General features: G+C 69.8%; 20 protein-coding genes and 1 tRNA gene. 5 read left to right on the top strand and 16 right to left on the bottom strand.

All coding sequences use genetic code 11. The features are described from left to right. Positions 1–70 precede the first annotated feature (70 nt). From ABT008_RS24230 to ABT008_RS24175, 12 genes are all read right to left on the bottom strand, one after another. Positions 71–1,372: an MFS transporter gene (locus ABT008_RS24230; protein WP_350698697.1), complete on the bottom strand. Its 1,302-nt coding sequence runs from the start codon at positions 1,370–1,372 to the stop codon at positions 71–73. Then, positions 1,369–2,613, bottom strand: coding sequence for an ATP-grasp domain-containing protein (locus ABT008_RS24225; RefSeq protein WP_350698695.1), 1,245 nt, complete (start codon positions 2,611–2,613; stop codon positions 1,369–1,371). Before ABT008_RS24225 ends, ABT008_RS24230 begins: the two co-directional genes overlap by 4 nt. A gap of 54 nt (positions 2,614–2,667) precedes the next feature. Beyond that, positions 2,668–3,702: an SGNH/GDSL hydrolase family protein gene (locus ABT008_RS24220; RefSeq protein ID WP_350698693.1), complete on the bottom strand. Its 1,035-nt coding sequence runs from the start codon at positions 3,700–3,702 to the stop codon at positions 2,668–2,670. 47 nt (positions 3,703–3,749) lie between these two features. Continuing rightward, a complete protein-coding gene (locus ABT008_RS24215; RefSeq protein ID WP_350698691.1) occupies positions 3,750–4,805 on the bottom strand; it encodes a helix-turn-helix transcriptional regulator in 1,056 nt (351 codons plus the stop codon). A gap of 7 nt (positions 4,806–4,812) precedes the next feature. Continuing rightward, positions 4,813–6,048: an ATP-grasp domain-containing protein gene (locus ABT008_RS24210; protein ID WP_350698689.1), complete on the bottom strand. Its 1,236-nt coding sequence runs from the start codon at positions 6,046–6,048 to the stop codon at positions 4,813–4,815. Between the two features lie 124 nt (positions 6,049–6,172). Next, positions 6,173–6,820 (bottom strand): LysE family translocator, encoded by a 648-nt coding sequence (locus ABT008_RS24205; RefSeq protein ID WP_350698687.1) that lies wholly within the window; start codon positions 6,818–6,820, stop codon positions 6,173–6,175. A gap of 36 nt (positions 6,821–6,856) precedes the next feature. Beyond that, positions 6,857–6,997: a hypothetical protein gene (locus ABT008_RS24200; RefSeq protein WP_350698685.1), complete on the bottom strand. Its 141-nt coding sequence runs from the start codon at positions 6,995–6,997 to the stop codon at positions 6,857–6,859. A 31-nt stretch (positions 6,998–7,028) separates the two neighbouring features. Beyond that, positions 7,029–8,864, bottom strand: coding sequence for a carbamoyltransferase family protein (locus ABT008_RS24195; protein WP_350698683.1), 1,836 nt, complete (start codon positions 8,862–8,864; stop codon positions 7,029–7,031). Between the two features lie 39 nt (positions 8,865–8,903). Next, positions 8,904–11,093 (bottom strand): iron-containing redox enzyme family protein, encoded by a 2,190-nt coding sequence (locus ABT008_RS24190; RefSeq protein ID WP_350698681.1) that lies wholly within the window; start codon positions 11,091–11,093, stop codon positions 8,904–8,906. A gap of 266 nt (positions 11,094–11,359) precedes the next feature. Next, entirely contained in the window at positions 11,360–12,346 is a 987-nt protein-coding gene (locus tag ABT008_RS24185) for an SGNH/GDSL hydrolase family protein (protein ID WP_350698679.1), read from the bottom strand. Positions 12,347–12,851: 505 nt separating this feature from the next. Beyond that, positions 12,852–12,925, bottom strand: a tRNA-Pro gene (locus ABT008_RS24180). Positions 12,926–12,991: 66 nt separating this feature from the next. Then, positions 12,992–13,885, bottom strand: a complete 894-nt coding sequence (locus ABT008_RS24175; RefSeq protein ID WP_350698677.1) for a metallophosphoesterase — start codon at positions 13,883–13,885, stop codon at positions 12,992–12,994. Between the two features lie 25 nt (positions 13,886–13,910). On the opposite strand from ABT008_RS24175, the gene ABT008_RS24170 reads away from it, so the two are divergent. Further along, on the top strand, positions 13,911–14,366 hold the full coding sequence (locus ABT008_RS24170; RefSeq protein ID WP_350698676.1) for a GatB/YqeY domain-containing protein: 456 nt from the start codon (positions 13,911–13,913) through the stop codon (positions 14,364–14,366). A gap of 121 nt (positions 14,367–14,487) precedes the next feature. On the opposite strand, the gene ABT008_RS24165 is transcribed toward ABT008_RS24170, so the two are convergent. Further along, complete coding sequence (locus tag ABT008_RS24165) at positions 14,488–16,935, bottom strand: transglycosylase domain-containing protein (protein ID WP_350698674.1); 2,448 nt, start codon at positions 16,933–16,935, stop codon at positions 14,488–14,490. 403 nt (positions 16,936–17,338) lie between these two features. Here ABT008_RS24165 and ABT008_RS24160 point away from each other — a divergent pair, with 403 nt between their 5' ends. Beyond that, on the top strand, positions 17,339–17,653 hold the full coding sequence (locus tag ABT008_RS24160) for a WhiB family transcriptional regulator (protein WP_350698672.1): 315 nt from the start codon (positions 17,339–17,341) through the stop codon (positions 17,651–17,653). Positions 17,654–17,662: 9 nt separating this feature from the next. Here the strand turns inward: ABT008_RS24160 and bagB are convergent, their stop codons facing one another. From bagB to ABT008_RS24145, 3 genes are read right to left on the bottom strand one after another with little or no spacing between them, the layout of a single operon-like run. Next, entirely contained in the window at positions 17,663–18,814 is a 1,152-nt protein-coding gene (gene bagB, locus ABT008_RS24155; protein WP_350698670.1) for an ArsA family ATPase, read from the bottom strand. Between the two features lie 53 nt (positions 18,815–18,867). Next, complete coding sequence (gene bagA, locus ABT008_RS24150; protein WP_350698668.1) at positions 18,868–19,845, bottom strand: ATPase BagA; 978 nt, start codon at positions 19,843–19,845, stop codon at positions 18,868–18,870. Positions 19,846–19,871: 26 nt separating this feature from the next. Beyond that, positions 19,872–20,465: an Rv0361 family membrane protein gene (locus tag ABT008_RS24145; RefSeq protein ID WP_350698666.1), complete on the bottom strand. Its 594-nt coding sequence runs from the start codon at positions 20,463–20,465 to the stop codon at positions 19,872–19,874. Positions 20,466–20,791: 326 nt separating this feature from the next. On the opposite strand from ABT008_RS24145, the gene ABT008_RS24140 reads away from it, so the two are divergent. The 3 genes from ABT008_RS24140 (at position 20,792) to ABT008_RS24130 (ending at position 21,952) form a co-directional block, all read left to right on the top strand. Further along, a complete protein-coding gene (locus tag ABT008_RS24140) occupies positions 20,792–21,268 on the top strand; it encodes a hypothetical protein (protein ID WP_350698664.1) in 477 nt (158 codons plus the stop codon). A gap of 62 nt (positions 21,269–21,330) precedes the next feature. Further along, the gene (sp36, locus tag ABT008_RS24135; protein WP_013736319.1) at positions 21,331–21,486 is read left to right on the top strand and encodes a Sp36 family protein; all 156 of its coding nucleotides are present in this window, start codon (positions 21,331–21,333) and stop codon (positions 21,484–21,486) included. A 4-nt stretch (positions 21,487–21,490) separates the two neighbouring features. Next, positions 21,491–21,952 (top strand): RidA family protein, encoded by a 462-nt coding sequence (locus ABT008_RS24130; protein ID WP_350698663.1) that lies wholly within the window; start codon positions 21,491–21,493, stop codon positions 21,950–21,952. Positions 21,953–22,065: the final 113 nt, after the last annotated feature.

The raw sequence follows: 22,065 nt of genomic DNA, 5'->3' as shown, positions 1-22,065 counted from the left end.
GTGGACTCCAACTGTTCTAGAACTGTTGGAGTCAGGATGACACACCCGGCGGGCCGGACGGAAGCCCGGCTCATCGAGAACCCACGCCGTCCGGGTCGCGTGGACGCGCCCGGCGTCCGGGTGGGGCACTGTCCCGAGGCGTACCCGGATCGTCGTCGCCCGGGTGGCCACGCATGGTCCGCAGCGGCGAGAAGTAGACCGGCAGGACGGCTACCAGGCTGAGTGCGGCCCCCACCCAGAGTGCCTCCCGGAGCCCGATGCGTTCGCCGAGGAAACCGCCGAGGAACGAGCCGATCGGCATGGCCCCGAAGATCAGGAACCGGATGGTGGCGTTCATCCGGCCCTGCAACTCCTGCGGACACAGTTGCTGGCGGATCGCCATGCTGTTCACGTTGTTGATCACCAGGCCGGTGGAGACCAACGCGTTGCCCGCCCCGGCGAGCCAGAGTCGCCAGTCGGCGTCGGCGAGCGGCACGACCAGACCGGAGACGCCGGCCACCGCCATGCCGACCCAGACCGCCGGCCCCGGCCCGATCCGGGCGCTGACCCGCCGGACGACGAACGCCCCGACCAGCCCGCCGATCCCGCCGACGGCGAACCACAGTCCCACCGTTCCCGGCGCGATGCGCAACTGTTGGGCGAGCAGGACCACCACCACCGTCCCGGTGACGAAGACCCCGAGGTTGAACAGGGCACCCGAGACGGCGAGGGCGCGCAGGGACCGGTGTCCGAAGACGAACGACAGCCCCTGCCGGATCTCCCGGACCAGGTGGCGGTCGGTGCCACGCGCCGGAACCGCCTCCCGCATCCGGATCCCGCAGAGAACCACCGCCGAGGCCAGATAGCCGCCCGCGACGGTGAGCACCGCGAGCGGCGCCCCCAACCACTGGACCAGGTAGCCGCCGAGCGTGGGACCGCCGACCTGCGCGACGGACCGGGTGCTCTCCAACTTCGCGTTGCCCTCGACCAACTGCCCGCGTTCGAGCAGCAGCGGCAGGTAGCTCACGTATGCGGTCTCGAACAGCAGCGTCCCCACGCTCACGCCCAGCGCGACCACGTACAACTGGGTCAGGGACAGCACGTCCAGGTAGGCCGCCACCGGCACCCACGCCAACAGCAGACCGCGCCCGAGGTTCGCCACGATCATGACGGGACGCTTGCGCCGCCGATCCACCCACGCCCCGGCGGGCAGGCCGACCACGAGGAAGGCCACGGTCTGGAACGTCGCCAGCAGCCCGGCCTCGAACGCGGTCGCGTCCAGGGCCAGGATCGCCACCAGGGGCAGTCCGACCCGGCTGAAGTGCGCGCCGAACTGCCCCAGCGTCTGCGTGACCCACAGCAGCCGGAAGTCGTGGTGCCGAAGGAGCGTCACGTGTGGAACTGGATCTGCTGGTCGACCAGGACACAGGTGGCGACCGCCGACTCGGCGTCCGCGCCGGTGGCGAGCACGTAGCCGGAGCTGCAGTCGGCGAGCGTCTGGATCGGGGTGATCACGTCGCCGGGGTTCTTGTGCACGACCGCGCCGACCGGGACGTCGACCAGCTCACCGAGCAGCGGGAGGTACACGTCGGCCAACTCGCCGGGCGGTACCCGCTTGACCACCGCCGGGATGTCCTCGGCGACCGTGACGGCGCGGATCTCACCGGGCTCGGGCCGCAGGAAGCGGATGGCGGCACCCGCCGTGGGCTGCGGAGACTCGGCGGGCAACGCGTCGATGCCGAGCGGCACGGTCAGCCACATCCGGGCCAGGTCCAGGCCGTAGGCCCGGCGGACCAGCTCCGGGATGGCGTGGCCACCCATCCGGGCGTGCGACTCCAGCACGCGGGGACCCCGCTCGGTCAGGACGAACTCGCTGTGTGAGGGGCCCTCGGTGAGTTCGACCGCGTCCAGCAGGCGCACGGTGAGGTCCCGAAGCTCCGGCAGGTACGGCTCGACGAGCCGGCTCGGCACGCTGACCTGCCACTCCACGTGGTACGAGTTGACCAGGTACTCGGAGTAGCCGACGGGCAGGTGCCGACCGCCGAAGGAGAACGACTCCACGCTCACCACCGGGCCGGAGAGGAACTCCTCGGCGAGCACCGAGGTGTTGCCGGCCTCGGTGTGCACACGCCAGGCGTGGCCGAGCTCGGTGGCGTCCGCCACCCGCAGGATGTTCCGGCTGGCGGCGCCGTCGACCGGCTTGAGGACGACCGGGCCGCCGACCTCCGCGAGGAAGTCGCGCGCCTCGCGTTCGGTCCGCACCACCCGGTAGCGGACCGGGCTCAGGTCGTACTTGGCGAGCCGCTCGCGCATCAGCGCCTTGTCCTTGAGCAGGCGGGCCGTCTTCTCCGAGGTGCCGGGCAGGCCCAGGCCGTCCACCACGTGTCCGGTGGGCACACCCCACGGCTCGGAGACGGTCAGCACCCGGTCGAAGGGGCGCTCGGAGTGCAGCGGGCGCAGCACGTCGAGCATCGCCTCGCCGTCGGCCAGCGGGGCGTGCACGATCCGCTCGCAGTGCGGACGGATCGACTCCTCGTACTGCCCCGGCTGGTGCACCAGGACGACGTCGACGCCCAGGTCACGGGCTCCCTTGATCGGGGCGGGACGGCCTCCGATCACGGCTACTCTGAACATTGCGTTCCGCACCTTCTCGTGGGGTTGAGGGGTTGCCCGGCCATCGCTGCCGGCTCAGGACAGGCCGAGCTGATCGGCGAGCAGCGCGGCGACGATGTCGTTGCCCTCGTCGGTCAGGTGGGCCCGGTCGACGTACAGCCAGGACTTGTCGGTCACCGCCGCGCGCAGGACCGGGTTGAGGTTCACGAAGCGGACGCCCTGCCGCTCGCAGGCCGGTGCGAGAGCGTCGGCGTAGCGCTGCCCGGCCGCCACCGAGGAGACGTCGCCGTAGAGGGCTTCCCAGGTGCCCAGCTTGGAGATCCGGTCCAGCTCGTCGAAGATCAGCTTCTCCTCGGGCGCCGGCTCGGCCCGCAGCCAGGTGGCCATCGGCTGCAACACGAAGGAGACCCGGGCACCGGTGGCGGCGGCGAGCACCTGCCAGCTCGCGAGGTGCCGGCCGACCAGGTCGACCGCGCTGGCGATCGCGTCGTCGAGTTCGGGACGGACCTCGTCCGGCGACGGCCAGGAGGGTACGGCCGGCTTGGCCCGGCGACCGAAACCGCGTGACGTCTTGCGGTGCCGGGCCCGTACCTCCTCCATCTGCTCGAAGAACTCGCCGCAGAAATAGAACGGCCCCTGGTCGGCGCGGTGCATCTCGACCAGCCGGGACATCACCAGGGTGTTGAAGCCGCTGAGGATGACGACCTCCTCGACCGGCGGCAGCAGGTGCCGGTAAAGCAGGAACAGCAGCAGTTCCTGGGTGGAGTTGTAACAGTGGCCGGCATAGGTGAGCCACGGACGGGACGAGGCGTGCTTCGTCCACAACCGCGACGCCATCGTGGTCGCGTCGCTGGTGGAGCCGTACCCGAGCGGGACGGAACCGCCGACCAGCAGGCGGACCGGCCCGTCGGGCAGGGTGCTGCCGACCGAGGCCTGCTCGTCGACGCCGTGCGAGATGCGGAAGCCCAGCCGGTCGGTGTTGATCGCCTCCGACCGGTAGTCCGGCCGGTTGAAGTACATCAGGTACGGCAGGTACTGGGTCTCCCCACGGGACGAGAAGTCGTCGTACTGCACCATCTGCGGCGTCAGGATCTCGCGGTGGAGTTTCACGTCGTCGGTTCTCCTTGTCGGAAGGGGGAGGGCAGAGGTGCAGGGGGTCACCAGAGCGGACTGATGTCTGTCCGGCCGGACTGGTCGGAGTCGGCCACCTCGTCGGCGAGGATCCCGAGCTGGGCGATCCTGATGCCGGCCTGGAAACGGCTCGACACGTTGAGGCCCTTGAGGATCGAGGAGATGTGCCGTCGACAGGTGCGCAGCGCCATGCCCAGCCGGTTGGCGATGGCCTCGTCCTTGAGCCCGGCGGCCATCAGCCGGAGGATGGCCATCCGGGTGCCGAGCGACACCTCGTCCATCTGGTCCTCGGCGAGTTCGAGCGGGATCGCGTTGGCCCAGAGGTGCGTGAACGTGCGGTGCAGGTACTCCACCACCACGTCGTCGGAGATCACGGCGGCCGCGTGATCCGCCGTCCCCGGTGCGTCGACGGGCACGAATGCCACCCGGCGGTCGAAGATGATCAGACGTTCGAAACTCGCCGCCGTGGTGCGGATGCCCCCGCCGTACGCCGCCACCGCCTTGGCCCGGGCCGCGAGGCCCGGATTCGCGCGGGCGGTGTGGTGGTACACGAACTGGCACCGCAGCCCACGTACGAAGATCGAGGTCACCGACGCCTCGGAGGCGCTGAACTGGTCCGTCGACCGGGGACCTCCCGGACGCAGCGAGAGGATCTCGGTGGCGCAGCGCAGGATCGCCGAGTCGATCTCGTCGCGGATCGCCTTCTCGCCCTGGACGACCCGTACGCCGTCGTGCTGCCGGCCGTACTCGGCCAGCCGCTGGCCGATCGACTGGAGCACCCGGCTGTTGGCGGCCATCGCCTGTTCCCGCTGGCGGATCTCGTCGGTGAGCGGCGCGTTGAGGATGCTCAACGCGACGTCGGGATGCACCGCGGTCAGGCCGCCGTCCTCGGCACGGGAGAGCAGGCGGCGCCGGACCAGGTTCTCGCAGGCGTGTGCCCACTCGCCCCGGCTGATGCCGATCTCCGGCGGCGGACGGTCGGCGTGCAGCCGACTGCCCAGCACCGCGTGTTCGTACGCGGCGGACTCGGCGCTGCTGAGCGGGCCACGCTGCTGGTGGACGCAGGACACGGAGGTGCTCATCGTGGCGTCAGCGTGCCGACGGCAGGTCCGACCGGCTGGGCACGCACTCCAACCAGAGCTGGCCTGCCGTACGCCGGATCGCCTTCTCCACGTCGTCGGTGGCTGCCCCGGAGAACCGGAACCGCGCGCCGACGTGCTCGTAGCCGCCGGCCTTCGGGATCTCGGTGCCGACGGCCGGGATCACCCGGGCGTACGGCCATTCGGCCTCCGGCAGGTCGAGTTCCGCGACGGTGATCCGGCAGGGCGCGGGCACCGGCGTCGGCACCAGCAGCCATCCGCCGACCCGCTGGTCGCTGATCTGCCGCACGATCGGGCTGCGGCCGAGCTGGATGTGGATCGCCGCTTCCATCAGGTCGACGCCGTGCACCTCGCGCCAGACGAACGGGATCTCGGCGCCACCCACCCGGGAGCCCGCTTCCAGGAAGTTGATCCGGACGGTGCCGTCGGCCTCGGTGCCGACGAACGCCTCCATGTGGAACACCCACGGTGCGTCACCGAAGGCGGCGCAGGCGTCGGCGAGGAACCCACCGAGCGGACCGAGCAGGTCGGCGTCGTCCACCTCCACCGAACCGAGCACGTCCCCGGCGGCGAACTCCATGCAGGTGTTCACGTAGCGCGACGCCCGCCAGGGACCCAGCTCGGTGCCGGTCCACAGGCCGTCGATGTGGAAGACCTGGTCCGGGCAGAAGGTCTGCACCATCCGGGGTTCGGGCGGCAGCCGGTCGAGCGCGGCCAGGTCGTCGACCGAGTTCAGCCGCAGCACGTCACGGCTGGCCGTGCCCCGGCGCGGTTTGACGATCAACGGCCAGCCGTGGGAGTCCGCGAACCGCACGACGGCCTGCGTGTCCGGTGCGTCGGCGAACGCCGGGATGGCGACGCCGCCGCGCACGACGGTCTGCGCCATCACCAGCTTGTCGCGGAAGCGGGCCAGCCGGTCGGGCCGGTCACCGGCCACCGCCAGGCGGGCCCGCAGTTCGGCCGCCGTGTCCAGATCGCCCTCGTTGAGGGCGACGATCCGTTCCGGGACGCCGAATCGCGCGATCAGTCCGTCGGCGGCGGCGCTCACCAGGTCCATGCGGTCGGTGGCGGCGACGAGCGCCACGGCCGCAGCCGACGCGGGTACGGCGGCCGTGGCCAGTTCGGTGCAGACGTACGTGACGTGGTGCAGGTCGTGATCGAGGTATTCCGCGTACCCCGCATAGTGATCGCGCCAACGGTGAATGATCAGAATGTGCGGCTTCATCGGAGCGTGCTCCTCGCCTTTCCGTCGATCCCACGATTCGAATAGGCGGCGAGTTCGCCACCGTTCACGTAGTCAGGAAGTCGCTCGGCGGCACGCAGTAATTGCCCGACGTTGCCGGAATCGACTATTGCGGTACCGATGCCTCCGTCCGGTCGAATGCCATGCTCGCCGCGAGGCCGATCAGAACGGTGCCCATCATGTAGCGCTGTGCCCGCAGCCAGGCCGGCTTCCGGGCGAGGAAGGCGGCGACCGAACCCGCGGTGAGCACGATGAGGCAGTTGACGGTCAGTGCCACCGTGATCTGGATCAGCCCCAGGGAAAGGCTCTGCGCCGCGATGTCGCCCTTGGCCGGGTCGACGAACTGCGGGAGGAGCGACACGTACAGCACTGCGATCTTGGGGTTGAGCAGATTGGTCATCAGGCCCATCGTGAACAGCTTCCGGGGTCCGTCGACGGGCAGGTCCTTGGGTGCGAACGCGGACTGGCCGCCGGGCTTGAGGGCGTTCCACGCCAGCCACAGCAGGTAGCACGCACCCGCGATCTTGATCGTCGTGTAGAGCGCGGGCACCAGCGCGAACACCGCCGAGACGCCGGTCACCGCGGCAAGCAGATAGACGAAGAAGCCGACGGCGACCCCGAGCAGGGAGACCAGGCCGGCCGGGCGGCCCTGGGTGATCGACCGGGACACCAGATAGATCATGTTCGGCCCGGGGGTGAGCACCATTGCCAGGGCGACGGCAGCGATGCCCAGCCCTGCGTTGACGTCGATCACGTCTTTTCTCCTGCTTCGGATAATGGGCAGCCGAAATCACAGCGGCCGTTCGTGGAAATCCCAGTACGTGTTCAGCTCCGGCTGCAGCTTTCTGCGCAGCGGATCGCGAAACACCCGGAAGAATATACCAACCGGAACGAATATCAGAAGATAGGCCAGGATCCACAGAAGTTTCATGATCAACCCTCGTCGGTGCGGAAGCGGTCGGTCAGTCCAGGGCGATCTCGTCGCGCCAGTCGCCCTGCTCCCGCCATGCGGGCTGGTCGGCCTTGTGCAGGAGGAAGTTGCCCATCGCGAGCAGGTCGATGTTGGTGCGCATGAAGCACTGGTAGGCGTCGTGCGGAGTGGCCACGATCGGCTCACCCCGGACGTTGAACGAGGTGTTCACCAACACCGGGCAGCCGGTGATCTGCTTGAACGAGGTCAACAGCCGGTGATAGGCCGGATTGGACCGGGCCGTGACCGTCTGCACCCGCGCCGAATGGTCAACGTGGGTCACTGCCGGAATCGTCGACCGGTGCACCTTGAGCCGGTCCAGCCCGGTGGCCGTCGCCGACTCCGACACCTCCCGGCGTTGCCGGCCGGCGACCGGCGCCACGATCAGCATGTACGGGCTCTCCTGGGCCAGGTCGAAGTACTCCTCGACGTCCTCGGCCAGGACCGAGGGCGCGAACGGTCGGAACGACTCCCGGAACTTGATCTTCAAGTTCATCGTCGACTGCATGTCGACGTCACGCGGGTCACCGATGATCGACCTGGCGCCCAGAGCCCGGGGCCCGAACTCCATCCGCCCCTGGAACCAGCCGACGATCTTGCCGGTGGCCAACTCCTCCGCCACATGTTTGGCGATGGCGTCCTCGGCCAGCCGGGTGTACGGCACACCCAGGTCGTCCAGGAAACGGGCGATCTCCTCGTCGTCGAACGCGGGACCGAGCAGGGCGGAGGACATCCCGTCGCCGCCCTCGGCGAGGTGCGCGCGGGGCGCACCCGACTCCGCCGCGACCATCAGGGCGGCACCCAACGCGCCCCCGGCGTCACCGGCGGCCGGCTGCACCCACACCGAGTCGAAGAGTCGCTCCCGGACGACCTTGCCGTTGGCCACGCAGTTCAACGCCACGCCGCCGGCCAGACACAGGTTGGTCTCCCCGGTCAGCTCGCGGGCGGTCCGCGCCAGCCGGGTCACCACCTCCTCGGTCACCAGTTGCACGGAGGCGGCCAGGTCGAACTCGCGCTCGGTCAGCGGGCTCTCCGGCTCGCGCCGGGGGCCACCGAACAACCGCTCGAACCCACGGCCGGTCATCACGCGACCGCGCAGGAACTCGAAGTTGCGCATGTTCAGCCGGAACGAACCGTCGTCCTTGACGTCGATCAGGTGCTGCCGGATCACGTCCGCGTAGCGCGGCACACCGTACGGGGCCAGTCCCATGAGCTTGTACTCGCCGGAGTCGACCTTGAACCCGCAGAAGTAGGTGAAGGCCGAGTAGAGCATGCCCAACGAGTGCGGGTACCGGATCTCCGCCACCTGGCGCAGCTCGCTGCCCCGCCCGTGCCACAGCGTGGTGGTCGCCCACTCGCCGACGCCGTCGATGCAGAGCACCGCCGCCGACTCGTACGGGCTGGGCAGGAACGCGGAGGCCGCGTGTGACTCGTGGTGCCGTCGTACGCTGATCTCCGGGACCTCGGCCGACCCCAGCGACGCCAACGACCGGCGTACCTCTCCGATGGTGTCGCGCTTCCAGGACATCCACTCGGGCAGGACCCTGGTGAACGCCTCCAGCGAGAACGGTGCCGAGCCGGCGAAGCTCGTCAGCACCCGGCCGAACTTCAGCTCCGGGTCCTCGTAGTAGGCGACCGCGTCCACGTCGCGCAGCGTGACGCCGCCCTCGGCCAGGCAGTACCTGACGGCCTCGGCCGGGAAGGCCGGGTCGTGGCGCTTGCGGGTGAACCGCTCCTCCTGGGCGGCCGCGATGGGCGTGCCGTCCCGCACCAGCACCGCCGCGCTGTCGTGGTAATAGGCGGACAACCCCAGAACCAGCTTTCCCACTGGCGTTCCCCTCGATCGTGGGTGTGGGTGGGTGGACGGTCAGATGGCGGCAAGTGACCTGCTGGCCTTGCGCGCGCGGCGAAACGCCCGTCGTGCCAGCAGACCGGTCGGTGGGTTGAGCGAGCGGAACCCGGTGCGTACCCGGTCCCAGACCTCGGTGACCGCCTGCGCGCCGTGTGACACCGGCAGCGAGGCGAGATAGGTGTCGACGGCGTCGGCGGCCCAGGCGGAATGCCCGGTGGCGACGTTGTCGATCGTGTTGTGGATGTCCACGAACTTCGTGGAGAACCCGTACCTCTTCAGCGCCTGGCGGGCCCGGCGGTACGTCCCGCCGACGCCGGACAGCTCCATGGCCAGGTTCAGCCCGAGGATCTCCGGCATGAACGTACGCGGGAAGCGCCCGATGCTGAGCCAGTACACCGGGAGCTCGAAGGACTCGTCCCGGAACCCGTCCCACTCGGCGAACTCCCGCGACGCCGTCGGTGGCACCTGGACGTCCATCTCGGCGAGCACCTCCCGATAGATCAACGGGTGGTTCATCCGTGGTACGCCGTTGCCTAGCTCGTCCCAGTAGGTCTCGAACAGGAAGTAGCCCTGCTCCGACGCCGCGTGTTCGTAGTCGGTGAATCCCTGGAGCCAGGCGCCGTCGATCAACGTCAACGGGGCCAACTGCACGGTGGAGTCGACGAGATCCTCCCGCGTCGGCATCGGCGCGCCGGCCGACTCCTCGAAGTCACGCCCCTGCCGGTCGTGCTGCTCGACGAGCCAGGGACGCAGTCCCTCCCGGCCCCACACGTCGGGCAGCCGCTGCGGGTCCGTCGCCATGTTGTGCCGGGATCGCGCCAGCCAGCCCCGCACGTAGTCGACCGCGAACCGACGGACGGCCGGGGTGTCCGTCCGCTGCTGGAGCAGGTGGTACGCCTCCCGGATGTCAGCCGGCTCCCGGTCGCCCGCGACCGGACCGACCGCGACGACCGTGACCGAGGCCAGCAGTTCCGGGGAGACCGTCTGCCCCTCGTGGACCGGCCCGGGGCGAGCCCGCTCCGGCTGCCCGGTGGGGAGCGAGTCGATCCAGCGACGGATGACGACCAGGTCGGCCGGGGAGAACACCCGGAACATCGGGCCGCGTTCCCCGACGAGGCCGTTGACCAGCGGACTCTGCGCGGAGCGGCCCGGTTTGACCAGGCGGCTGGCGGCCAGCTCGGCCAGCAACCCGCGCGGATCCGTCCGAGCTTCCTCCAACCAGCTCGACAGCGGACGGTCCGCCACGGTGAAGTCCCGGTGGTAGACGGCGCCTTCCCGCGCCCGGTGGCGGAGCAGCTCGGCCATTTCGTACGCCGGGTCGAGGGCCTCCTCCAACTCGGCGAGAAGACCCGTGCTCCACCGCCTCAGCACGGTGAACGCCCACCGGAAACCGTCGGTCACCCGGGCCAGCTCCGCGTCGTCGAAACCGTGCTCGACGACGTCCAGGCACAGCTCCAGCCCGGTCCGCGTCTCACCGTCCCGGGCAGCGGACGGATCGATCGCGCTCCACTCCACGAGCTGCGGATGCGCCTGCCGCACCAACCGCAGAGCGGGCAGCAGTCCGACCGTACGCAGACACAGGTCGGCGCCGATGATCTCGGGGCGGAACTCGACCGGTCTCCTGCTCATGGCCAGCAGGGTCGCGGGCAGACAGAAGTGGTGGTCGGCCACCCGGGGGTCGTGCACCAGCCGGGCCACCGGCACCGCGTGCTCGGACAGGTGCAGGTGACGGAGCAGGGCCAGGTACACGCTGCCGCGCGAGTCCTGCGGCCGGCCGACACCGACGTCGGAGGCGTACAGGGTCAGGATGCGCAACGTCGTCGCGTCGTCCGCGTTGCCCGGCGCACTCTGCCACTGCAACCAGGCCCCGGACCGCAGCGCGAGTGGTGCGGCCGCGAGCGCGGTGCGGCGGACCAGGGACTCCGTGGCCGGCGGAGCCGTGGCCGTGGAGCCCAACTCCTCGAACCGGCGAGACTCGGCGGTCGACCAGCGCACCGCCTCGTCCCGCAGCCCGTCCAGTGCTGCTGGCAGCGACTCACGGTCGGCGGTGTCGCCGATCTCCGACCGCAGCCGCGCGACGAACGGATCGCCCGGGAAGGAGGTCTCGGGGTCGACCGCGATGACGAACAACTCGCGGGACCGGGTCTGCTGATCAGGCGGTCGGGCCGCATGCCTACCCGACGAAACGACTTCTTTCGTTGACACTGCCAGCTCCTGGCTCTATCCGTGTCTGCTATCCCGAAACAATGTGGTAATCGAATGTTCGGACGGAATCTGGACGGCACGGAGGGTCCGCGCGACAAACATGCCACTTGTCGCGACGGGGAAGGTGTCGTCGTCTCGGGAAGCTAGAACATCGGGTAGATCGAGGCGTCGTTCTTCGGCTTCTTCTTGCGGCCGAAGATCTTGTTAAGAATCCTGCGCACCACGTTCATTCTTTTGCCCTCACCTGAGACGGGCCGGCGTCGGCCCTAGGACGAGAAATTCAACTGTTCGGCCAACATCCGGGCCACCAGGTCTAACCCGTGGTCGGTCATGTGGGCTCGGTTGACAAACAGCCAGCTGTCGTCCTTGACGCTGGTCGCGAGGAGGGGATTGATGTCCAGGAACCTGACGTCGATCTTTTCGCAACCCAGTTGCAGCAGCTCCGCATATCTGCGCGCCGAATCCCTGGTGGCGATGTCACCGAACAGTTCCCAGAAGTTCGAGATCTTGTCCAGCTCGTCGAAGAGCCGCTTCTCCTGCGGTGCGGCCGTCTCGCGTACCCAGGTGGCCAGCGGCTGGAGCACGAACGTGATCCTGGTGTCGGTGGCGGCCGCGAGCTGCTGCCACGACTCCAGATGCCGCACGGTCAGCGCAGCCGCGTCCGCGATGCGGACCTCCAGCGGGCGAACCGGTTCGTCGCCGCCGGTCGGCGAGGCGCCGGAGCCGAAGGGATGCGTCCGGTACTGGGACTTGAGCTTGTCCATCTGGCCGAAGAAGTCGCCACAGTTGAAGAACGCGCCGTCGTCGCCGCGCTGGGCGGCGGGCAGGCGCGCCAGGGCCAGGTTGTTGAGCCCGGACACGATGACGATCTCCTCCACCGGCGGCAGCAGGTGCCGATAGAAGAGGAAGAGCAGCAGCTCCTGGGCGGAGGAATGGCTGCGGCCCGCGAAGTTCAACCAGGGCAGTGCCGGTGCATGGGTGGTCCACAGTCGCGAGGCGAGCGTCGCCTGATCGCAGGTGGCTCCGATGCCCATCGCCATGGAACTGCCGGCCAACAGCCGGATCGGACCGTCGGCCGGCTTCCCGCCCGCCGACGCATGGTCGTCCGCGCCGTGCGAAAGGCGAAAACCGAGACGATCCGTATTGATGACCGGGGAGCGGTAGTCCACGCGGTGAAAATGCATCACATAGGACATCCAGCGCGCCTGGCCGCGTTGGTCGAAATCATCGTAAACAAGCATCTGCGGGGTCAACTCGGAGCGCGCCGAGCTTGGACAACGCACTGTTCCCCCCATTGAGAATTATCAGCCGGGGCCCCCAACCCATCTACGGCCGTTGTTGCGTGAGTACGGTAACACGCTCAGTGGTGGAGGAAAAAGGGTCGACCGCGGGAATTATTGCCTGTCTGGTTTATCCTGGGTTGAGTGGAGGATTCCCGAACCAGCAAACATTGAACTGATCTCAGCGACTTTGCGCGTAGGTATTTGTGTTCGAAACGAGGTGCCCCGATTGTGCTGGCGGCCGTGTCGCGTGAGGTCAGGCGGCCTTTCGGGTGTCCTCGGACTGTAGTGCACCATCACCGTTCTCGGGGGATGGGACGCGCGGTCGACGTGGCTCCGGCGGCGCGCGGACCGTTCGGCCGAATGATGTGCACCACTATCCGACCGGTGGGCTGGCGGGCGACGGTACGCGCCGGACCCGCCGCTCACAAGAGTGAGGCCCTGAACGGCGAGAATGCCGGTCAGGGCCTCACATCTGTCGGGGTGGCCGGATTCGAACCGACGACCTCTTCGTCCCGAACGAAGCGCGCTACCAAGCTGCGCCACACCCCGAGGCGTGCGGACAAATACTAGCCCACCCGCCCCGGGGGTCAAACTCGGTACCCCCGGGGCGGGAGTTCAGCGGGGGATCAGGGTGAGCAGGCTGGCCTCGGGCGGGCAGGCGAACCGGACCGGGGCGGTCGGGTGGGTGCCGAGACCGGCGGAGACGTGCAGCCAGGAGTCGGAGCCGGGCCAGCGGTGCAGGCCCTTGGCCATCGACCGGGGCAGCCCGCAGTTGGTCACCAGCGCGCCCACTCCCGGCACGCACACCTGGCCGCCGTGGGTGTGACCGGCGAGCAGCAACCCGAAGCCGTCGGCGGCCATCTCGTCGAGCAGCGCCGGTTCGGGGGAGTGGGTCAGGGCGATGGAGAGGTCCGCCGAGGCGGAGACCGGGCCGGCCACGGAGGGGTAGTCGTCGCGTTCGATGTGCGGGTCGTCCACACCGGCCATGTCGATCGCCCGTCCGCCGGCCTTGAGCGTGACCCGTCGGTTGTTCAGGTCGGTCCAGCCGGCCCCGGTGAAGACGTCGCGCAGTTCCTCGTAGGGCAGCTCGACGCCCTCGGTGTACTCCCGGTCGGGCAGGAAGTAGCTGAACGGGTTCTTCAGCACCGGGCCGGTGTAGTCGTTGGAGCCGAAGACGAAGGCGCCCGGGTAGTCGAGCAGCGGCTGCAGCGCCCGCAGGACGCCCGGCACCGCCCCCGGGTGAGCCATGTTGTCGCCGGTGACCACGACCAGGTCGGGGTCGAGGGCGGCCAGCGAGGCCACCCAGTTCTGCTTGCGTACCTGGTTGGGGGTCATGTGCAGGTCGGAGAGGTGCAGGACGCGCAGCGGCTCGGTGCCGGTCGGCAGCACCGGGACGTCGAAGCGCCGGAGGGTGAACATGTTGCGCTCGACGAGGGACGCGTACGCCAGGGCGGCGGCGCCCGTCGCGACGGTGGCGGTCGCGAGCCGGAATAGTGTGCGCTTTCGCATGCCGATCAGGGTAGTTTGGGCGACCATGAGCACGCTGAAGGACCGCCTCACCGCCGACATGCGCGCCGCCCTCAAGGCCCGCGACGAGCTGACCACCTCCACCCTGCGGATGGCCCTGGCCGCCGTCGGCACGGCCGAGGTCTCCGGCAAGGCCAAGCGTGAGCTCAGCGACGACGAGGTGCTGGGTGTGCTGACCAAGGAGGCCAAGAAGCGCCGCGAGGCCGCCACCGCCTTCGCCGACGCGGGTCGCGCCGAGCAGGCTGCCAAGGAGACCGCCGAGGGCGAGGTGCTGGAGCGTTACCTGCCGAAGCAGCTCTCCGACGCCGAGCTGACCGAGCTGGTCACGGGGGCGCTCGCCGCAGGCGGGTTCACCGGCAAGGCGCAGATGGGCCCGGCCATGAAGGCGGCCCAGGCTGCGGTGGCCGGCCAGGCCGAGGGCGGTCGGGTCGCCGCCGAGGTACGCCGACAGCTCGGCCTCTGACCCTGCACCGACGGGTACGCGCCCGGCGCCGGGCCGCCGACCACGCCGACCAGACAGAACGGGCGGGCATCCCTCTCCAGGGGTGCCCGCCCGTTCACGTGCGGTTCGGTTCGGCCGGCGGTCAGCCGCCCGGTCGGTCCGGCGGCCGACCCGGGTTGCTCGGCGGTCCGCCCGGTCCGCCCGGTCCGCCGTTGCCGGCGTCGCTGCCACCACCACCGGAGCTGACCAGGATCGTCACGATGCCGTTCTTGATGGTGCGGCCCTCGGGGCTGGTGCCGGCGGCGGTGCCGGCCGGGCATTCCGAGGTGACCCGGGCGCTGGAGACGATCGCCTGGAATCCGGCACCGGAGACGCGGGACCTGGCCTGGTCGATGGAGGTGCACTTCACGCCGGGGATGGTGCGCTGCTCGCCCTCGGACAACTTCCGGCCCGGCGGGTCGAAGTTGATCCTCTTCTTGCCCTTCATGGCGTCCCGCAGCGTCTCGTTGACCGGCGGGTTGATGCCGTCCGCCGCGTTGTGCTTCATCTTGACGTTGGTCTGCGGCCAGTCCGGGTCGGCCATGATACCGGCGACCGCGTACTGCTTGGTCATGGCGACCAGGGAGGCGGTCTTCTCGCCGTCGGTGGTGCCGGACTTGCCGGCCACCGGCGCGTTGACGAGGGCCTTGGTCTGCGGCGACGTCCGGGTGCCACCACACTTGGTGGTGGGGGAGTTGTCGCCGACCGGGCAGCGGGCCGCGTCCACGGCCGCCCGGGCCACGTCCGTGCTGAACCGCTTCTCGCAGCGCGGGTTCGCTACGTCCAGCTTGTTGCCGTCCAGATCGCGGATCTCCTGCACCGGGATCGGCTCGCAGTACTTGCCGTCGGCGGCCAGCGTGGCGTAGGAGTTGGCCAACTCCAGCGGGGTGACCTGCGAGACGCCCAGGGTGAAGGCGCCCCACTGGTTCGCCGACTCCTTGGTGCGAGCGAGATCCGCGTCCTCGCGCTCCCGGAACTCGATGCCCAGGCGCTTGGCCACGTCCACCACGTTCGCCGCGCCCACCTGCTGTTGCAGCGGGACGAAGTACGTGTTGGTCGAGGCGGAGAAGGCGCTCCACATGTTCTTCACGCCGCCGGGCTGTTTGTTCGAGTTCGTCGGGCAGTAGAAGTGCGTGCCCTCGCAGGCGGCCGGGCTGCCACGGGCGATGATGTACTCGGACTTGAACTGCTGCGGGGCGTTGATGGTGTAGTCGAGCGGGATGCCCTTCTCCAGGGCGGCCACGATCGTGTAGAGCTTGAAGACCGAGCCGGCCTGGTAGCCGGTGATCCCGTCACCGCCGGTCAGCAGCGGGTTGACCGTGTTCGGATAGTTGCCGCGCTTGCCGTTGTCGCGTTGCTTCTTCTCGCTGTGCGGCAGGTTCTTGGGCTTGTTCGGGTTGTCCAGCTTGAAGTTGCGGTTCACCGAGAGGGCCCGGACCCGGCCGGTGCCGGGCTCGACCACCGCGATCATCGCGGCTTCCTTGGACTTCACCGACTTGGCCTTGCGGACCGCCTTGTCGGCGCCGTCCTGGGCCTGCGTGTCGAGCGTGGTGACGATCGTGTAGCCGCCGCTCTTGAGGAGCCGCTCCCGGTCGTACGTGGTCGAGCCGAACGTCTCCTGCGACATCCACCAGCGGTAGAAGTAGTCGCAGAAGAAGCCCCAGGCGTTCTTCTTGGTAGCGACGCAGCCGTTCGGCGCCCGCTTGCCCTTGACCACCAGCTTGACGGCCTTGGCCTTGTCGGCGTCCTCCTGGCTGACGGCGCCGGTCTTGACCATGTTGTCGATCACGTAGTCGCGCCGTGCGACCGCCTGCGGGTAGCCGCTCTTGGTGGTCGGGTCGAACGAGGTCGGCGCCTTGACCAGACCGGCCAGCATGGCGGCCTCGTCGACCGTCAGGTCCTTCGGCGGCTTGTTGAAGTAGACCTGGCTGGCGGCGTAGACGCCGTACGCGCCGTTGCCGAACGCGGCGAGGTTGAGGTAGCTCGTCAGGATCTCGTCCTTGCTGAGCGTCTTCTCGATCTGCAACGCGTAGTTCATCTCGCGCAGTTTGCGGGCGCTGGTGTCCTCCGTCGCGGCGACCACGTCGGCCGGGTGCGTCGCCGAGTACGCGATGCCCATCCGGACGTACTGCATGGTCAGCGTCGAGGCACCCTGCCGGTCGTTGTTGGCGGAGCTGTTGTTGACGAAGGCGCGGGCGACGCCGTTGAGGTCGACTCCGTTGTGGTTGTAGAAGTCGTGGTCCTCGGCCGCGATGATCGCGTTGCGCATGTTCTCGCCGATGTCGTCGAACGTGATGTCGCGCCGGTTCTCGTCGTACATCGTGGCCAGTGGTGTCTTCTTGTCGGCCGCCAGCAGGTAGCTGATCTGGGGGGCGCGGGACACCGTCAGCTCCTTCGGCAGTGCGCCGAAGGTCTCCGCGCCGGCCTTGGCGGCCAGGCCAGACATCGCCACTGCGGGGAATGCCGCTGCGGCGACCACTACGCCGGCCAACAACCCACAGATGAGCAGCGATGCGGCGTTGGTCAGGATGTTGTGGTCACGTTTCCGCATCCAGGTCACCTCGACAGGGTACGCGAACAGGTAACGAGGGGCGCTTGGGCATCTTTCCCCATTTCCTGCGCGCGCCGTCCTCGTTGTGCTAGACGCGTGGCACCGGCGATCTGGTTGCCTGTGATCCGTGCCGAGTTTCCTCCGGGTGAGGGGTGGCGCGCAGCGTTTTCGCGGACTCCGGCCGGGTAAGCGGGGGTCCCGAGCCCGAGAAGCCGGGAGTGTCCGGAATGATGGATTTAGCCGACAACGTTGCGTAATCGGGTGACTACAGAGCATGATGGTTGCGGCGACAGCGCCACATGTCGTCTGTGCCGCCTTGGGGTAAGGCGTGCCGGATGACCGGGGGGAATTGCCTGCTGGCCCGCGACGGCGTCGGTAGTACTGCAAGGGGGGACGAGTACAGATGGGCATGATCACTGACTGGCCGTCGTTGGCGGCGTGTCAGAACGGGGACCCGGACGCGTTGTTCGTACAGGGCGCCGAACAGAACGTGGCCAAACGGATCTGCCGGAGTTGCCCAGTCCGCTACGAGTGCCTGGCCGACGCGCTGGACAACCGGATCGAGTTCGGCGTCTGGGGTGGCATGACCGAACGCGAACGCCGGGCGTTGCTGCGCCGGCACCCGCAGGTGACGAGCTGGCGCAAGATGTTCGAGGCGGCGATGAAGAAGAACGCCAAGGACAAGGCCGGCAAGGACAAGATTCTCGCCACCACCTGACCGGCGCGGTCAGGAGCGGCTGATCGCCGCCCCGATCGTCCGCAGCCCGTCGACGTCGTGCACGTCGGCGGGCTGTGCCGTCACCGAGACGGCCGGCACCTGCGGGAACGCCTCGGTGAACCGCGCGGCCACCCGCTGCTCGCGTACCGCCTGCTCGGCCAGGGCCGCGTGGGCGCGCAACACCTCGACGACGCCCTCGTGGCCCCCGGTCGAGGCCAGCCGGTCGGCGGCGGCCCGGCTGGCCGACGCGTCCAACCCGGTGTCGGCCGGACGGTGCACCCGGTTGAGCACCAGACCGGCCAGCGGCATGTTCTCCTGCCGCAGCCGCCCGGCGAAGTAGGCGGCCTCCCGGACCGCGTCCGGCTCCGGGGCCGCGACCAGCAGGAATGCCGTCTCACTCGCCTGGAGGATGCGGTACGTCTGCTCCGCCCGCTGCCGGAACCCGCCGAACATCGAGTCGAGCGCGGCCACGAAGCCGGACAGGTCCGTCAGCAACTGCGCGCCGAGGATCTTCTGGACCACCCGGGAGAACATCCCGAACGAGGCGGTGACGAGGCTGAACATGCTGCGCCCGCCGGTCCGTGCCGGGGCCAGCAGCAGGCGCAGCATCCGCCCGTCGAGGAACCGGGACAGCCGTGCCGGCGCGTCCAGGAAGTCCAGCGCCGACCGCGACGGCGGCGTGTCCACCACGATCAGGTCCCAGTCGCCGCGCGCGTGCAACTGGCCCAGCTTCTCCATCGCCATGTACTCCTGCGTACCGGCAAAGGTGGAACTCATCGCCTGGTAGAAGGGGTTGGCGAAGATCTCGGACGCCTTCGTCGGGTCGGTGTGTGCGAGCACCACGTCGTCGAAGGTGCGCTTCATGTCGAGCATCATGGCGTGCAACTCGCCGCCGCTGTCCTCGACGTCGATCCCCTTGACCTGCCGGGGCGTGTTGTCCAGCTCGGTCAGGCCGAGCGACTGTGCCAGCCGCCGAGCCGGGTCGATGGTGAGCACCACCGTACGGCGACCGTGTCGCTCGGCCGCACGGAGCGCGAGCGCGGCGGCCGTGGTCGTCTTACCCACCCCGCCCGCACCGCAGCAGACCACGATCCGTACGCCGGGATCGGCCAGGATCCGGTCGACGTCCAGCGGCGGCGCGGCGTTGTCGGAAGGCACCAATCGAGCGTATCGGCCCGACCCGGTCCGCGCGGCGGGCCGAGGTCAGGTGTGAGTCAATCGCCCCGCACCAGGGCGGCGGCGAGCACGTCCAGGCCGTCGCGGTCCACCCCGTCGGGCAGCAGCGGCAGCTCCACCAGGGGCACGTCGAGTTCCGCCAGGTCGGCGCGGAGCGAGTCCTCCAGCTCCCGGCGGACGGCCTGGTCTCGTGCCTCGTCGCGCAGCCCGGAGATGGTCCGCCGGTCGGCGGGCAACCCGGCGGCGCGCAGCCCCCGCGCAAGCTCCGCCTCGGTGACCATGCGTCCCGCCGGCAACGGCGGCCGGGTCCCGTTGACGATCACCCGGCCCACCCCGAACCCGAGCGAGGCCAGCTCGGCGATGGCGTCGACGGTCTCCTGGACCGGCATCTCCTCCAACAGCGTCACCACGTGCACCGCGGTCATCGGCGACCGCAGCAGCACCGAGACCCCCTCGCTCTGGGTCTTGATCGGGCCGACCTTGGCCAGCCGGGCGGTCTCCGCGGTCACGTTCAGGAAGCGGGCGATCCGGCCGGTCGGCGGCGCGTCCAGCACCACCGCGTCGTACACCCGCCGTTGCTCGACCCGGCGGGTGGTGGCCTCCTTGACCTTGCCGGTGAGCAGCACGTCGCGCAGGCCGGGGGCGATGGTGGTGGCGAAGTCGATCGCGCCGAGCTTGCGTAGCGCCCGCCCGGCGGCGCCCAGCTTGTAGAACATGTCCAGGTACTCCAGCAGCGCCTCCTCGGCGTCCACCGCGAGTGCCCACACCTCGCCGCCGTCCGCCGCGTCGGCCAGGTGTCGCTCCGCATATGGCAGCGGGTCGGTGCCGAAGAGCTGGGCGATGCCCTGACGCCCCTCCACCTCGACCAGCAGCGTGCGCCGTCCACCGGCGGCCAGGGCCAGGGCCAGGGCGGCGGCCACGCTGGTCTTGCCCGTGCCGCCCTTGCCGGTCACCACGTGCAGGCGGGCGGGCCACTCCGTACCGGCCCGGTCGGCCGGGCGCTGCGCTGCTCCCACCGGCCGAGCCTATCCAGCCGGCCGGCTCAGGCGACCTCGCAGACCCACCAGCCGCTCTTCCGGATCACCGTGAAGCGCAGGTCCTGGTCGGCGATCTTCTCGTCGGCGGTGGTCACCGTCACGGTGGTGGTCACGGTGGCCCGGTCCCCGGTCTCGTTGTCCACCTTCGGGGTGTCCCAGCGGAACCGGGGGCTCTGGTGGGCCGCCACGTACTGCTCGACCTCGGCGACCTTCGCCCGGATCTTGTCCTGGTCGCGTGCGCCGGTGCAGACCAGCCGGGCCGCCTTGGCCGCGTCCCGCTCCTGGTAGACCGCGGTGAGGAAGTCGTCGACCGCGACCGACGGATCCTGGGCGCCCTCGCCGGACTCGGCGTTGCGCACGGTCAGGAACGCCACCACACCGCCGCCGGCACAGAGCAGCAGCACCACGGCCAGGGCGATCGAGGCCACCAGGGCACCACCCCGTCTGCGGGACGGCGCGGTCGGCGGCGGGTACGGCGGATAGCCGCCGGGCGACGCCGCAGCCGGTCCCGGACCGGCCGGCGAGGAGGGGGCGACCGGTGGGCCGGCCGACAGCGGGTCGGTGGGGCCGGTCGGGCCGCCGGCGGGTGGCTGGGTCATCGCGTACCCCCGGGTGCGGCGCACCGCCGCGCGACGGCGACGGGCGTGGGATGGGGCGGCCGGGCCGGGCGCCCGTCCAGACGGGAAGGGTAACGGTCCATCGGTGGGGTGCGGGGGTCCCGGTGTCACCTGTGCGGGCGGCGCGATCAGTTTCCTGCTGGTGAGGTGTCGCAAATGTGACGAAAGGCCGATGGGCGTGCGCGTCCTGTTGATGGGACCGCCACGGCGGCCCTACCGTCGCTCCGGCACGCCCTGACTGGGCTGGCCGCAGCGGTGCCGGACCGGCCGGCGGCGCCGTGACCAGGTACGACGCCCGGAGGCAGTGCATGCGCGACATCGACAACACCCCCCGAGCCCAGTTCTCCGCCGGGGGCCGGCGGGGCAGCCGGACGGCCGGCGGCGAATCCGCCGGCCGGCTGCCGGTCAACGAGCGGTCGTACCGGCGTACCGCCGACCCGGTCGGCATGGTCGAGCCGGCCGGCGGGCGGGACGACGAGGTTCCCGGCTACGTCATCCACCTGCCCGTCCGGGTGGCCGACCTGGCCGCCGCGACCGCGCTGGCCGCCCGGGTGGCGACCTCGCTGAACTTTCTGCCCGAGCTGGACGCCGGGGAGACCGAGGTGTCGACCGCCGACGACCAGAACAACCGGCACCAGGTCTTCTGCGACCTGCTGCTGCCCGACCGCAGCCGGTGCCCCCAGCCGTACGACCACAAGGGCCTCTGCGGGGACGTGTCGATCGCCCCCGAGCAGCGTCCCGCCGCAGAGCAGTGGCCGACCTCGGAGCAGCGTCCCGCGTCCTGACCGGCCGGCGGACCGTAGGCTGTGCCCCGAAGTGTCCATGCCACCGAGGGAGCTCTCCACCGATGCAGAAGTGGGAATACGCCACGGTCCCGCTGCTGGTCCACGCGACCAAGCAGATCCTCGACAACTGGGGTGAGGACGGCTGGGAACTGGTCTCCGTCGTACCCGGGCCGAACCCGGAGCAGCTCGTCGCCTACCTCAAGCGCCCGAAGGCGTGAGGCCGTGAGCAACGGACCGCACGCAAAGTTGGCGGAACTCGGGCTGGAGCTGCCGGAGGTGGTGCCGCCGGTGGCGAGCTACGTCCCGGCGGTGCAGTCCGGCCAGCACGTGTACGTCTCCGGGCAGCTCCCGATGGCCGAGGGCAAGCTGCTGGCCACCGGCAAGGTCGGCGCCGGTGTCTCCGCCGACCAGGCCAAGCAGCTCGCCGAGCGGTGCGCCCTCAACGCACTCGCCGCGATCGACTCGCTGGTCGGCCTGGAGAACGTCGTCAAGATCGTCAAGTTGACCGGTTTCGTGGCGAGCGCGCCCGGCTTCACCGGTCAGCCCGGTGTCATCAACGGCGCGTCCGACCTGTTCGGCGCGGTGTTCGGCGAGGCCGGTCGGCACGCCCGGTCGGCCGTCGGCGTGGCCGAGCTGCCGCTCGACGCCCCGGTCGAGGTCGAGGTCATCGTCGAGGTCGCCTGACCCGACGCCACCGTGATCTTGCGGTTCCGCCCGGACGAAGGCCCCTAACGAGGGCGAATCGGGGAGCGGAACCGCAAGATCGCGGAGGTGCGTCCCCGGGGTCGTACGATCGC

The sequence above is a fragment of the Micromonospora sp. NPDC002389 genome (assembly GCF_040296095.1).
GTDB lineage: Bacteria > Actinomycetota > Actinomycetes > Mycobacteriales > Micromonosporaceae > Micromonospora.
The sequence above is the reverse complement of the archived record's forward strand: the minus strand, read 5'-3'. Positions and strand labels throughout refer to the sequence as shown.